The organism is Pseudomonas mendocina, assembly GCA_037482215.1.
Taxonomy (GTDB): Bacteria; Pseudomonadota; Gammaproteobacteria; order Pseudomonadales; family Pseudomonadaceae; genus Aquipseudomonas; species Aquipseudomonas mendocina_E.
The window spans coordinates 195599-210064 of the sequence record CP148074.1; the positions used below are offsets into that span (position 1 = coordinate 195599).

Here is a 14466-nt window from a genome sequence, read left to right on the forward strand (position 1 = left end):
TGGGATTTCTTGAAGCCCCAATGCCATTTGCATTGGGGCTTCTTTTTTATGTCCCATCGGTCTTCAGCTGTGGACCACTACAGTTTATGTTTGGCTATCTGTGCGTCTGCACAATTTTATCTGCCTGTACCTGCATTGCTGCGCTAGCTGAGCGCACTTTTGGGCTTTAGCAATCAGGTAATCGGGTGGAAGATGCCTAGAATTAGTAACTCGCCTGCAGTCAGGACAGTAGCTTTAATAGGAGGCGCTCTATATAAGCGCTGGCTGTGTGCGCTTGAGCGTATCGAGATATGGCTGCACAACGCACGCAGCCGTCTTCAGTTAGCTAGGCTGGAGCCCCGGTTGCTGTCAGATGCGGGAATCGCTGAGGCTCAACGGCAGGAGGCGTTGTCTAAGCCCTTTTGGCGTTAGTGTGCTCGTCTATGACTCGTTGGTACAGTTCGGCCACCTGCTTGCCCATTGTTTGTGCGCTAAACAGCTGCCAGTAGCGTTTCTCAGCGTGTGCGCCCATCTCTTCAGCTTGCTCAGGATTGTTCCACAGTTGATCCATTGCTGAGCGAAATGCTTTGGGATTGTCCGGTTCAACAACAAGACCGGTTTGCCCGTGAATATTGATATAGCTCGTGCCAGTGCCGATTTCGCAGGAAATCATCGACTTACCATACATGGCACCTTCCAGCAGGGAAATACCAAAGGCTTCCGAGCGCAGATGAGAGGGAAACACTAAGGTGCTGCATTGCTGCAGCAAGGCGGCTTTATCGTCCTCACTGACGCGTCCCAAGAAGTGAACATTCGACAGGTTAAGACGACGGGCTTGTTCGCGCAGTTCTGGTTCGAGAGGGCCTGCCCCTGCAATAACAATTGGATAGTCGCTACCTTGCGCGGCATTCAGTAATACGTGGAGGCCTTTGTAATAACGCATCACCCCTACGAACAGAAAGAAGCGCTTACCGAAGCGGCTTTCCCAGTTTTTTATAGTCGCAATTGTTGGCTGAGGATAAATAGATTTATCGAGGCCGTAGGGGATTACCGTGGTCTTGTGTTTGTAGTGTTGCAGTACGTCGCTGGTTGCCAGGTAGTTGGGCGAGGCGGTGATAATGTGATCGACGCTACGCAGAAAGCGGTGCATGAGAGGTCGATACAGTTTCAGCAGGTACTTCTGCTGAACGATGTCGGAGTGGTAAGACACCACTGAGGGTTTGCCTGTGGCGGCAGCGAAGTGCAGCAGGTCCATCATTGGCCAGGGGAAGTGGTAATGAATTAAGTCAAACTGCTTTGCCATAGCCTTGAACTTTGGCAGAAGCCGGTATGACATCCCTGTGGAGGCAATATCAAGGTCGCGTTTGATAAGGTGTACGGTGTGGTCGGCAATCTGGATGGGGCCAGACTCTGGCGTGTTGCTTAGGGCTAGAACCGCTGACTCTACACCATGGGCCAAGCCGCTTTGGCAAAGTTGAAAAATGACTTGCTCGATACCGCCTACGGTCTCAGGAAGGTAGGTTTTGAACAGGTGCAGTACACGCATGAGTTATTCCAGAGCCTTTTGATAAGCGGCTGATGTGATTCGGGCGCAGTTGCTCCAGGAAAACTGCTGTGCCTGTTGAAGGCCCTGGTTACGTCGGAGCTCCCACTCAAGGTCATCATCGATGAGTCGTAGGATTGCATCGCGCCAGTCTTCAGCTGACTGGTCGGCGTAAATGCCAGCATTACCTGCTACTTCTGGCATGGCTGCATGGGGTGAAAGTATTACTGGTACACCACTGGCCATCGCTTCCAATACAGGCAAGCCAAAACCTTCGTAAAGTGAAGGGAACAGCAGCATTCGGGCGCCTGCGAGGAGTGCGGCAAGGGTGTCATCGTCTAAGTAGCCCAACAGACGGACATTACCTCTGTTGATGGCTGCCTTAAGTGGCTGGCTGAGTGCCTGTTCTTTCCAGCCAGCCATGCCGGCGATTAGCAGTGGATAGCGTTGACGGACTGCTTCAGGCAAACGGTTATAGGCGTCGAGAGCTAATGGCAGATTTTTACGGGGTTCTAATGTTCCTACGCAGATCAAGTAGTGTCTGGCTTTGAGGCTCAGGCGAGTAGTAAAGCTCTCTAAGTAATTGCTTGTTCTTGGGTGGAACCGCTCTGCGTAACCTAGATGTGCAATGCTGATGCGATCAGGGCTAACCGAGTAGTAGTGGCTGAGTTCGTTAGCAACGAACTGTGAGTCGGTGATGATGTGCTGAGCACGTTCCAGCGCTGGGCCGATGCGTCGTTCGATCTCAGCCAGCCTATCTGCTGGCTGGGTATGGGGGTAATGAATGTGTGTAAGGTCATGCAGAGTCATGACCGTTGGCCCGTCAAAGTCGAAAGGCCACAGGCTGGGCTCGTGATACAGCGCCGGGCGCACCTCTTTAACACCACGGTTAAACGCCTGCTGTTGTAAATAACGGCGCAACTCATAGGCATTAGGTAGACACTTAGCTAAGGCGCTCAAGCGTGAGTAACCGACTTGAGGGTTAGCGGGTAATTGCTGCGCCCATCCCATGCCAGTAAAAAAACTCAACTGTGTGTCGGGCAGTTGAGCCAGCGCTTTGCTCAGTCCAGCAATATATTGGCCTATGCCCGTGCGCGGAGCGCGCAAAATACTGGCATTAAGTGCGATGTGCACCATCTGGTTCTCTTAAAATCTGAGCTTCAGCGTTTGATACAGCGCTGATCAACTGGTTGGTGCTTTCCTGCCAGTTTATCCATCGCCATTGGTCGAGTGGTGCTTTTGCCGGGAAGTGTCCGTCTTGCTCGAAACGTTGGATCAGGTGAGCGAGACTCTTTGGATCTTGCAGATCAAAATAAGCCATGCATTCACCACCTATCTCACGGAATACCGGCAGGTCACTGCCCATAGCCGGAAGTCCTCGCTGCATAGCTTCAACAAGGGGAAGGCCAAAACCTTCCGCATGGGATGAGAACACTAAGCAGTGTGCATTTGAGTAGGCGTACTCAAGGCCGTTATCGTCAATCTCGTTGAACATAAACAGACGCTGTCCGTATTCAGGGTGGTTATGAATACGGTTAATGAGATCGGCGCACTTCCAGCCAATGCGACCGATAATGCACAGAGTGGCCTGGCTTCCAGCGTCCCAGGCATATTCGAATGCATCGATCATATAGCTGTGATTTTTGCGAGGTTCAATGGTGCTAACAGCTAGGTATATTTTGGACGTTTTGCTAAATACATCGACTAGCTCCGGATTCTTAGGGCTTTCTTCTGTGCGCAGATCCAGTTCAGAGCCCAAGTGAAAGTATCCGTGCCATCTTTGCTCTGCTTGACTCTGGCCAAGGCGCTGCTCAAGCACTGCTTTAAGCTCATCGTGCACGCTGCGAGAGATCGAAACGAACCCGTCTGCTTGGTGAATGACCCAGTCAAACCATGTGTTGTAAATGCTGTGTAGACGCTGGTCGAAGAACTCTGGATGTGTCACTGGGATCAGGTCATAGATTACAGCGACCACCCCTACACCCTGTTGTTTGAGGTCTTCTATAGTGGCGAAATGTTGTTCGTGCCATGACGAGTCCAGCAGGATTAACTGATCGCCTGGCATGCTGGTGAATGGTTCAGCTCGCTGCTGGATTGGGTCATAACCGAGCAGAGCAAGCAGGCGCATGAGAACGGATAGTGGCAACCCGAGCGCACGCCAGAGGACAAATAACAGCCGCCGGCCGTTCTGAGTGCGACAGATGCTTAGGCACGCTTCGTAGTGGCTATGTAGCCCCCAGAATGCATGGTTAGCGCGATTGAGCCACCGGTATGTGCGGGCTAGTAGTTTTTTTTCCTCAGGTCCGGGCAGGAGTTGCTTGACCCTGTACAGCTGGTTATTGGCGAATATCACTGGCACGCACTCGGCATCGTGCTGATAGGGTAGGTGCCGAACGATGTTACGTACGACTCGCTGAATGCCTGAGTTGATGTAAGGCGAGCGGAAGACGTTAGAGCATTCGAATAAAAGACGACTCAAACGTCACCTCTATGTTGTGTAACAGGAGAGAGAGTCACTTGGCTGACGTTTGCGTCCAACCATGCACATCCCACAAAGTTTTCTTTATCACGATTGATAACTTGGAACACTAAGCTATAGTCGCGCCATTCGTAATTGCCTGCCAAGTGCGAGTCTTCCTGTGACAAGCAAAGGGAAACCGAGTAGTGACCAGGCCCTAAGCGCATTCTGAAATCAAATTTGAAACGCAGGCGCTCACCGGGGATCAGGTCGGTTCGGCTCTGATTTAGTCTGTGTGTGTTTATGCCGTACATAGCCTGACCAAAGCGATCTTTGATCAGAATGCCCACTCCTAAACGATTAATGGGTCGCTGTACCTTAGTATCTACAACAATGCTGACGGCTTGGTCGACGGCAGCATCAATAATGGCGATGCCGTTTTCATCACGCAGTGTGACCTGCTCGATTATGGCTTCGGCTGAACCAGAAATCGTTTGAATATGGCCTGAACCCAGTTGCTCTTGGCGTATAGAGGTACCTTCACGATCCGCCATCAGTGCATGGTAGTAGTCCAGTACAACCTGAGGCTTTCCTTCTTTTGCTAAACCGCCCTTATCAAGCAGTATGGCTCGGTCGCATATCGACTGGATTGCATAACGGTCATGGGAAACTATCAATAATGTAGTACCGTCTCGGCGGAACTGGCGTATGCGCTCAAAGCTCTTGTGCTGGAAGTAGGCATCGCCAACAGAGAGAGCCTCATCGACAATCAAAATATCCGGGCGCTTAGCTGTTGCGACACTGAAGGCAAGGCGCATCTGCATACCGCTTGAATAAGTGCGCACTGGCTGGTCAATGGCTGCACCAATTTCGGCAAACTGTTCGATTTGCGGTAAAAGAGACTGTATCTCGGACAGTGCTAGACCTTGTAGCTGGCCAGCCATAATGGCGTTTTGGCGACCGGTAAAGTCGGGGTGAAAACCCATGCCCAGCTCAAGCAACGCGGCGACCCGGCCTTCAAACTCAATTGAGCCCTCTGTAGGCTGGCTGGTTCCGGTAATGAGCTTAAGCAGTGTGCTTTTGCCCGCACCATTGACACCAATTAAACCAATTGCCTCGCCGGGCCTGACTTCAAAGTTGATGTGACGCAATGCCCAACTTTGCTGGTGCCGTGACTTGCTGAACGGGAACAACCATTCAGCCAGTCTGCCCCAGCGTGATGTGTATTGTTTGTATGCTTTGCCCACATTTACAACACGCACCAAGCCCATCAGATTTCATCCAGCATGTCGGCTTCATTTGAACGGAATATCCAGATTGCAACGATGCAGCTCAGGATTCCGGCTAGGGTGATCGGCCACAGTGTTTGCCAATGTGGCCAAGCATTGTGAAGGAACATGTTTTGGTATGACTGCATCAGGCCTGTCACAGGGTTAAAGGCGAGGAGCGGCTGCAAGCCAGCCGGAAGGATATTAAGCGGATATACGATCGGGGTTAGCCAAAACCAGAGTTGTAGGGCAATGGCAAATAATTGTCCGATGTCTCGAAAAAAGACGTTCAGCACGGCCAACGTCATACCAAGGCCTAATGCAAAGAGCAGTTGTAGGGCGATTAGAAGTGGCAGTGCAAACACCGCTTCACCGGGAAAGCGCCCGATGATAATCAGTACAAGCAGGAACAGCCCCATGGTGATCGCAAAGTTCAGCAGAGCGCCCAGCAGGACGATAAGCGGCAGACACATCCTCGGAAAACTGAGTTTTTTCAGCAGATTGGCGTTATCTAGGAACATGCTAAGGCAGCGGTTAGTGACCTCTGCAAAGAGTCCCCAGGTGAGAATGCCGCTGCAAATGTAGACGCCATATGCCAGCCCGTCATTCAACCCGGGTAGGCGTGCCTGCATGACCTGAGAGAACACCAAGGTGTAAATCACGATCATCGCCAGCGGTTGTAACAGGGGCCAGAGCGGCCCCAGCAGAGAGTTACGGTACCGGGCTTGAAAGTCGCGTTTGACACTGCTCAGAACAAAACCACGGTACGACCACAAATCGCCCATCAAGAAATCCTGCCGTACTGATCCTCGAAGCGAACGATATCGTCTTCTCCTAAGTATTCGCCGCTTTGTACTTCGATCATGACCAAATCGAGAACACCCGGGTTCTCAAGCCGATGCTTGTGGCCTGCGGGGATGTAAGTGGATTCGTTGGTGTTGATCAGTTGTGGCTCAGGGCTACCATTGGTGACCTTGGCCATGCCCTGCACCACTATCCAGTGCTCACTGCGGTGGTGATGCATTTGCAACGACAGCGTTGCCCCAGGTTTCACCACAATCCTTTTGATTTTGAAGCGGGGGCCTTCTTCAAGAACTGTGTAGGTGCCCCAAGGGCGGTTAACTGTACGGTGCAGACGATAAGCATCGTGTTTGTTCAGCTTTAGCTGTTTAGCGACTTTGCCAACATCCTGAGCACGATCGGCATGTGCGATTAGGACTGCATCACTGGTATCTACAACAATTAAGTTGTCTAGGCCTACGGTGGCAACCAGCCGATCCTCGCCATAGATAAGTGTATTGCGTGTATCCAACAGAATGGCCTGGCCGTTCACACGGTTATTACTGGAGTCTGCGGGAATCAGCTCCGAGAAGGCGCCCCAGGAACCAATATCGCTCCAGTCAAACTGAGCTGGCACAACGGCTACCTGCGTGGAGCGCTCCATCAATGCGTAATCGATGGATATATCTGGCAGAGTGCCGAAGCTGTCTGCGTGCAGTTCTTGAACAATAAACCCATTGCTGTCGTTTGAAGGACTATGTTCGAGGCACTGTTGAGCCAGCTCGTAAATTTCTGGTGCATGTTGCTTTAGCTCGCGTAGCAAGGTTCCGGCGGTAAAGCAGAACATGCCGGAGTTCCACAAATATTGGCCGCTACGCAAATATTCCTGAGCCGTCTCAAGATCAGGTTTTTCAACAAACTGTGAGACGCGATGTGCACCTGCCTCGTCCAGTGGGGTGCCTGACTCAATATATCCAAAGCCGGTTTCCGGGGAGGTAGGTGGGATCCCGAAGGTGACCAAATATCCTGCTTTTGCTAGCTCTGCGGCCTGTTGGGTGGAGCGCCTGAAAGCCTCTACATCGTTAATTAGGTGGTCAGCCGCCATTACGACCAGCAAGGCATCTTCACCGTAGCGCTGAGCGACGCTGAATGCTGCAATGGCAATGGCTGGGGCCGTATTGCGGCCCTCCGGTTCCAGAATGTAGCGGGCTGGCAATTTGCCTATACCGGCTGCCTTAAAGTGGTCTCGGCTGGCGAAGTAATGTTCACGGTTGGTCACCGTTATGACTTCGCATTGATTGGATGCTACAGCAGCTGCACGGCGGTAAGTTTTGGCCAGTAATGACTCGCCATCCGGCATGCGCATGAATGGCTTGGGGTGCCCCTCTCGGGAAACCGGCCACAGCCGGGTCCCCGCCCCCCCTGATAGGATCACTGGAATGATGTCCACGGCTTACTCCTTGCCGACGCGGCGTAGGTCGGCTTCGACCATCATCTCGATCAGTTGGCGCAGACTGGTTTTAGCCTGCCAATTCAATTTAGTTTGGGCCTTGGCTGGATTACCCAGCAGAACGTCAACCTCAGCCGGACGGAAGAACTGGGGATCAATCACCACATGATCCTGATAGTTCAGGCCGACATACTCGAAAGCCAGCTGGCACATGTCGCGGACAGTGGTTGTGATGCCGGTGGCAACAACATAGTCATCTGCCTGCTCCTGTTGCAGCATCAGCCACATGGCTTCGACGTAATCGCCTGCAAAGCCCCAATCGCGCTTAGCGTCGATGTTGCCCAGGCGCAGCTCTTTTTGTTTACCGCGCTTGATACGCGCAGCAGCATCAGTCACTTTTCTGGTGACAAACTCAATGCCTCGCAGAGGTGACTCGTGGTTGAAGAGAATGCCGCTTGAGGCATGGAGGTTGAAGCTTTCCCGGTAGTTCACGGTTATCCAGTGACCGTAAAGCTTGGCGACGCCATAGGGGCTGCGCGGGTAGAACGGCGTGTTCTCGTCTTGGCGCTCAGCTTGGATGAGGCCAAACATCTCACTGGTTGAGGCTTGGTAGAAACGGGTCTCGGTGGAGAGCTGCCGAATTGCTTCTAGGAGGTGGGTAACCCCAAGGCCGTCAACGATGCCGGTTGTGACCGGCTGATCCCATGAGCTCCCTACAAAACTCTGGGCGCCCAAGTTATAGACCTCATCAGGGCGTGATTTCAGGATTGCCCGTTGCAATGAACAGGCATCCGCCAGATCGCCATCAAGGTATTGGATATCAGCCTCTATTCCTAATTCGCGCAGGCGCCAGCGAGTATCCGTGCTGCGACGTGCAACAAGCCCATAAACCTGATAACCCTTTTCGAGTAACAGCTTGGCGAGATAGGCGCCGTCCTGGCCTGTAATCCCGGTAATGAAAGCATTCTTTGCCATTATTCTAATTCTCTCCTGGCCCAGTCAGAGAGCATGCTCTGTAGGGTTTCGGTTATGGAGACGCGTGGTCTCCACCCGGTCTCTTCTTGTAATTTTTCAGCGCTACCAACCACGCGGCGCTGGTCGGTGCGTCTCATTCGTGCTTCATCCTGATGCAATTCGACCTCAAGGCCTGCGAGTTGACTCATTTGTATGATCAAGTCACGAAGTAAACGTTCCTGCCCTGAGCATACGTTGTAAATAGAGCCATTACAGCCATTTTCGAGTAGCAAAATGTAGGCAGCAGTCACATCACGTACGTCAAGAAAGTCGCGAGTGACGTCCACATCACCAATCGCCAGTTTTGCAGGCTGTAAGTTCTTCTGTATACGCACTAATTGGCGAGCAACACTGGAAAGCACAAATGATGGATTTTGGCCGCTGCCAATATGGTTAAAGGGACGTGCTATCAGGATTCTCCAGTCTTCACTGTGCCCCCACTGCCGGCAAAGCAGTTCGGCTGAAAGCTTGCTGACAGCGTATGGATTGCGAGGGTTTGGGGGCAGGCTTTCACTAATTGGCAGCTGGTTGGTTTCGACTTGGCCGTATACGTCTCCGGAGCTGACATAAAGAAATGTTCCGTTGAAGCCCCGTGCCTTCAGCGCTTGTAATAAGTTGAGGGTGCCGAGTAGGTTGATCTGAAAGGTGGTTGCCGGGTCACGGAAGGATTCTGGTACGAATGTTTTACCGGCCAGATGAATAACGGCATCTGGGCAAGAAGGTCGCAACATGTCTTCAAGTGAGGCCTGATTGCACAGGTCGAACGGCGCGGTTGGTAATACTTGCCAGGTCTTACTTGTAGCTAGGTGCTGTAACAGATGCCCTCCCACAAAACCGGTTGTGCCTGTTATCAAAAGCTTATTCATCTGTTGATTCCTGTTTCCAACAAAGTGTCCCTGCAAGCGGGGAACCAGATCGCGGGCAATCACAAAACCAGATATAGCGAAGAACAGATCAACGCCAGCAAAACCAGCAAAACCAGCAAAAGAGGCTGTAAAACCGTTCCAGCTTCGGTGTGTTCTAGGTGAAGAGGTTGCCTTGGGCGTGGTGGATCATCACCATAAGTACAGTAATCCCGCGTAGAACCTCAACGTCGCCGATACGTTCTTTCATGCACTTACCATCAAGGCTTACGTGCGATGATGACTTGACTTTTAGGCATAGTTTCATCCAGCGCTTTTTTAATCCTCTCCCCGTCGGGTAAGTTCAACAAAGTGTTCCAAGTTTGAGTCCAGTTGTTGAGCAGAGGATGCCAAGGGGGACTAAGGTCTTGCTTGCAGGCCCAGAAGAAAAACCACCAGATGGACCAGTAAAATCCGTACGAAGTGCGTTTTTCTATAACCAGCCCGGCGTTGATGACGAGCTGTTCGAACTCGTCACGCTCGAAAATACGAATGTGGTTGGGGTGTTCGAAATAGACAGGCGGAGCAAGTTTTTTCTGGACGTTCTCGCTGAGTGTATCCGGCACTGTGAGCAAGAAGAGGCTGCCAGGTTTGGCTACGCGAACCAGCTCGGACATGAATTGAACGGGGTCTTCGACATGCTCCAGTACCTCCATTGCCACAACCCGGTTGACCCGACCGTCCTCGAGTGGGATGGGCTTGGCATCCGTGACAAGCGGTATAACCGCGCGTGCGGCTGTGCCGGCAAGAAGTTTTTCGGCGGCGGCGATTTTCTCGGCATCAATGTCGGCGACGATGATCTCTGCCCCGCGGCTGGCAGTAAAATGAGCGTAGCTACCGGCACCGCAGCCGATATCAAGGACAGAATCCTGGGCGCTGATGGGGAATCCCTCAAATAGCTCGCCAGTTTCTTCGCGGAACCAACCACTATGGTGGGTATCGAGTTCCTGAACCTGCTCAGCTGATGCTGTGGCGATTGTGATCGCGGGGGTAACGCTCTTTAATCCGAACACGCGCTTAATAATTTTTCTTATCATGAGAGTTCCAAACTGGATGGCCAACCGCTAATGGTTTCAAGGGCTCCGGCTTTGAGGCAGCTTGCCATCCGGCCGGTCGCAGCTAGTTGTTCTGGTTATATAGGGATAGACGCCTCGGCTTGAGGTTCCGTTGCAAGAGGCTTGCGAGCAACTATGACCTGACTTTTCGGTAGCAATTCGTCCAGCGCTGCTTTTACTGGTGCAGACTCGGGCATCTCGATCAATTTGCTCCAAGTTCTAGCCCAGTCATTAAGCAGCTCCGGATAAGGTGGCTGCAGCAGGTCTTTATCTGGAGGCTGTGTTTGGCCAGCAGGTGATTTGGCCCAGCTCCAGTAGAACAGCATCCAGATCGTCCAGAAGAATCCATACGTAGTGTGCTGTTCAATAATCAGTCCTGCGTCCTCTACTAGTTTGACGAATTCGTCGCGCTCAATAATCCGGATGTGATTGGGGGATTGGAAATAAGATTCAGGAGCGATGAATTTCTGTATGTGTTCCCCGCGAGCGTCAGGCACTGCTAGAAGATAGAGGGCTCCGGGCTTGCCGACGCGATACAACTCACTCAGTACCTGAGTGGGATCTGCCACATGCTCAAGAACCTCCATGGCAACCACGCGGGAGGCGGTCTCGGCCTCTAATGGTAAGGGGTTGCTATCTGAGATCAGTCCTTGAGCATGGCGGGCCGGAGTCTGTGCAACACGTCTGCTCAAGTCGTCAATTCTTTCAGGTAAAACATCACTGAAAATTACATGCGCACCAATATTGGCTGCAAACATGGTGGCGCCGCCTGGGCCACAGCCGACGTCTAGGACCACATCTTCGGAGCTGATCGAAAAGCCTTTAAACAGTTCGTTTGTTTGTAGATACCAGCCGCTTTGGATCGCGTCTTTAAACCCGCATTCTCTTGAGTCTACATAGCTGGATGGGGGGGTATCTTTTTGGCATTCAGTCTTAGCGCACTGCTGTGGGAACAGAAGACTTCGTAGTTTGTTCAGAAGCATCAAGTCAAATCCTTAATATTTAATGCGCACTTCAGCCGTTCACGGGCGACTGCTTCAGAACAATGGTGCTGCATCCGCTCGATGGCATTGCGTGAAAGCTCTGCATAGCGTTCGGGTGTGTTTCGGGCACAGTGGTAGGCATCTTGGTAGGCGTTAACCAGAGATGACCAGTCAATCTGTTCCTGGCAGGTACGCAGGGCATGCCGTGGGTCATGCGGCCAGTGCCAGAGCTCACGCCAGCTGTTTACGATAAAGCCTACATCGCTATCCATGTAGTCACGCATTGCAGAGTTATAGGGGGCAATGGCAGGAACCCCGCATGAGAGAAACTCCATCAAGGGCAGGCACTGACCTTCGCCATAAGATGCATTGACTACAAAGTCGCTTGCTTCAATCAGTGCGTCGAAATCTTCACCCTGAAGGTAGCCGTTGATAATAATGACCCTACAAGAGAAACGCGGTAAACGGGCCATACAGATCAACATGGCTTTTACGGCTTCGACATAGTCGTTGGCTGTCAGCTTGAACAGCAACGTTGCCTCTCTTTCGTCACGCATTGCTGTGCAGAACGCAGTGAGCATGTCTACCCAGTTCTTGCGTCCGTCGCAGGGGTTGAACAGGGAGGTAAACACAACGCCGGATAGGTTCAACTTATGGTTGCCTATAGGCCAAGTTTCAGGTGCCTGCATTAAAGGTACAGCGGGGGGGATGGCAGGTTGCCTAAGCAATCGCCGGCGTATTTCCTGATGCAGGTCGGTCAGCAGTGGGCGCCCGACCAAGCGAAGCCACTCAAGTGCATAGCGATAAGTAATGCGTAGTTGTGACTCGTTTCGCCAAGATGGGAGCCTCTCCGCTTCTATGGGGGCATTGTTACCTTGGCGCACAGCAGCGACATGGGCAAGGACGACATCGGTGGATGGCAAGTGTTGCTCGAAGTTAGCATTGTGACTGTCAAAGACCAAGCCATCGATGTTTAGACTGATGTGAGTCCTGCGCTGTTGGGTGCGTTTTCTGCGGAGCTCGTCATACTTGTCCCAAACAGGTGCAGGAATTGATACAACAGGGAACTGCTGCCCCAAGGCATCTTTTATTGCTTTCACTGTTTGTGCTGAGTGGGTAATTGCCTGGCCACATCGTTTTAATACGTAGCACCAGTTTTGCTGACGTTGCCCAAGCCAGTGCTCGTTGGGAATATCCTCAAACTCCCATGCCAACACAGGAATAGTCGGGCAACGCAATCCTAGCGGTGTATTTTGCGGTGAGGTGAATGACAGGAACAGGCACGTTTCGCCGCGCTTAAGTGCTTGGGTATACAGGAGATCGACTTCGCGAAAAGGATCCGATACGACGTGCACTTGCCCAAGGCTTTTCAGTGTGGGAAGGAAACTCTTGAGGACGAAATAGTAGCTGTATTCGGCCTGACCTAGGCTACTGGCTATGGTTTGGGAGTTGACCTCGGAGTAAACGAGCAGAATCACGCTGCTTCCTCCTGATCTAAAACATGTTGCAAAAAATGCTGTAGCTGACTGCTCACATTTTCAGCTGAGCAGAAACGCTCCATTTCTCGATGTGCTGAGCATGACATTGTTTTATAGCGTTGAGCATCGCTTGATAGCACATGGCTGTCACTGTAAGCCTGGCGCAAGGAGTCCCAGTTGATCCGCCGAGAGCAAGTGTTGTTCAGGCCTGTAGGGTCATGAGGCCAGTCGCCGAGCTGTTTGCTACTTGCGACGATGAAGGCAAAAGACTCGTCAAGGTAATCCGCCATTGCTGTATGCAGTGGCGCAATTGCCGGTTTACCGCTGCTGAGAAACTCCATAAGGGGGATGCACAGACCCTCGCCCGATGAACAATTTACGTAGAAGTCTGTCACCTCAATCAACTTGCGGTATTCGCTATCCTCAAGAAAGCCATGTACCACGACAACTCGGCATTTAAATGGAGCTAAGCGTGCCAATAGGGCAAGTACTTGAGTGCGATACAAGTCGATGTTGTTGTGAGACATCTTCAGAACCAGAGTGGCATCTTCTTGCTCGCGCAACGCCCAGCAAAAGGCGGTTATCAATGTAGTCCAGTTTTTGCGCCCGTCGGCAGGGTTGAACACGCTGGTGTATACAATGCCTTTAAGCGTGAGCTGCTGTTCCTCTGCCGGCGGCTTGGCTGGGGCTGTCAGGCTTGAACTCGGGGATGGTGCTTGGGTGGGGAGGCGAACCTCATGCCACCAGCCACGAAGTAGGGCACGATTCAGCCGAGTGCGTTCACTGATGGGTTTGGCGATACAGTCGTCTGCATTCAGCTTCAGTTTGCGGCTGTCGATCAACAAACCTTTAAAACTGAACTGTTTCGTGCGACTGGCGAGATTCCAGCCGCCATTGGGGCACAAGTTCTGATAACGGTCCCATATAGAGGCCGGTATAGCTGCTACTTTCTGCGGGGATTTAATAACCTGAGCAACAAGGTTCGCAGTTTCACGACTGGTCGCTATTGTGCCGCTAATCCGGTTAAACACCTGCCGCCAGTCATTTTCTGGGGCTGCGTACCAATATCCACTTTCTACATTGATTAAATCTATTTGAGTGGCAGGTAGTGAGTCGAACTCCCAGGCGAATACAGCCACTGTCGGGCACGGCAGTCCGATAGGTGTCTGGTGTGGAGGGCTGAAGCTTAGAAGAACCACTTGTTCACCAGCGGTACGATACTGAGCCACCAGCTCTTCAATTTCTTCTCGGCTCTGGACCTGGCGGACAGTACCTAGGCGCTCAAGCGCTGGAAGAAACTCCTTGAGAAGAAAAAAGTAGCTGTATTCGGGGGTTCCGAGTGAAGCTTGGATGTTGCTTTGATCAATTTTTGAGCTAACGAGAATTATCATTTTTTATCCGTTTTACTCATCTGGACGATCCTGTTCCAGATGGTCGAGCTAGTCTCAGATGTTCACTCAAACAGCAAAATTGCCTTAAAGCAATATCTCAAAAAAAATTAAGCTCTTATCGGCGAGAATCCGGTGCAAAAGTGTCAGTTATGCGATTTTTACAAG

The 14466-nt window shown here is 51.8% G+C and carries 12 protein-coding genes and 1 pseudogene; 1 reads left to right on the plus strand and 12 read right to left on the minus strand.

Translation table 11 applies throughout. The annotated features are described in order from the left end of the window. Positions 1-309 precede the first annotated feature (309 nt). Positions 310-411: pseudogene (locus WG219_00830) on the plus strand (hypothetical protein). Here WG219_00830 and WG219_00835 read toward each other — a convergent pair. From WG219_00835 to WG219_00890, 12 genes are all read right to left on the minus strand, one after another. Then, a complete protein-coding gene (locus tag WG219_00835; GenBank protein ID WXL26070.1) occupies positions 392-1525 on the minus strand; it encodes a glycosyltransferase family 4 protein in 1134 nt (377 codons plus the stop codon). The pseudogene WG219_00830 and the gene WG219_00835 overlap by 20 nt on opposite strands. Positions 1526-1528: 3 nt before the next feature. Then, positions 1529-2656, minus strand: a complete 1128-nt coding sequence (locus WG219_00840) for a glycosyltransferase family 1 protein (protein ID WXL28077.1) — start codon at positions 2654-2656, stop codon at positions 1529-1531. Continuing rightward, positions 2640-3650 carry a glycosyltransferase family 1 protein gene (locus WG219_00845; protein ID WXL26071.1) on the minus strand — a complete coding sequence of 337 codons (1011 nt, stop codon included), beginning with the start codon at positions 3648-3650 and terminating at the stop codon, positions 2640-2642. The genes WG219_00840 and WG219_00845 overlap by 17 nt, the downstream gene beginning before the upstream one ends. Before the next feature lie 347 nt (positions 3651-3997). After that, positions 3998-5251 carry an ABC transporter ATP-binding protein gene (locus WG219_00850; protein WXL26072.1) on the minus strand — a complete coding sequence of 418 codons (1254 nt, stop codon included), beginning with the start codon at positions 5249-5251 and terminating at the stop codon, positions 3998-4000. Further along, positions 5251-6033, minus strand: a complete 783-nt coding sequence (locus WG219_00855; GenBank protein ID WXL26073.1) for an ABC transporter permease — start codon at positions 6031-6033, stop codon at positions 5251-5253. Before WG219_00855 ends, WG219_00850 begins: the two co-directional genes overlap by 1 nt. Then, a complete protein-coding gene (locus tag WG219_00860) occupies positions 6033-7478 on the minus strand; it encodes a mannose-1-phosphate guanylyltransferase/mannose-6-phosphate isomerase (protein ID WXL26074.1) in 1446 nt (481 codons plus the stop codon). Before WG219_00860 ends, WG219_00855 begins: the two co-directional genes overlap by 1 nt. 3 nt (positions 7479-7481) lie before the next feature. Then, a complete protein-coding gene (gene gmd, locus WG219_00865; GenBank protein ID WXL26075.1) occupies positions 7482-8453 on the minus strand; it encodes a GDP-mannose 4,6-dehydratase in 972 nt (323 codons plus the stop codon). Continuing rightward, positions 8453-9358, minus strand: coding sequence for a GDP-mannose 4,6-dehydratase (locus tag WG219_00870; protein ID WXL26076.1), 906 nt, complete (start codon positions 9356-9358; stop codon positions 8453-8455). The genes gmd and WG219_00870 overlap by 1 nt, the downstream gene beginning before the upstream one ends. A gap of 257 nt (positions 9359-9615) precedes the next feature. Further along, on the minus strand, positions 9616-10431 hold the full coding sequence (locus tag WG219_00875) for a class I SAM-dependent methyltransferase (GenBank protein WXL26077.1): 816 nt from the start codon (positions 10429-10431) through the stop codon (positions 9616-9618). Positions 10432-10526: 95 nt separating this feature from the next. Further along, the gene (locus tag WG219_00880) at positions 10527-11432 is read right to left on the minus strand and encodes a class I SAM-dependent methyltransferase (GenBank protein ID WXL26078.1); all 906 of its coding nucleotides are present in this window, start codon (positions 11430-11432) and stop codon (positions 10527-10529) included. After that, positions 11432-12910 (minus strand): glycosyltransferase, encoded by a 1479-nt coding sequence (locus WG219_00885; GenBank protein WXL26079.1) that lies wholly within the window; start codon positions 12908-12910, stop codon positions 11432-11434. The genes WG219_00880 and WG219_00885 overlap by 1 nt, the downstream gene beginning before the upstream one ends. After that, a complete protein-coding gene (locus WG219_00890; GenBank protein ID WXL26080.1) occupies positions 12907-14301 on the minus strand; it encodes a glycosyltransferase in 1395 nt (464 codons plus the stop codon). Before WG219_00890 ends, WG219_00885 begins: the two co-directional genes overlap by 4 nt. Positions 14302-14466: the final 165 nt, after the last annotated feature.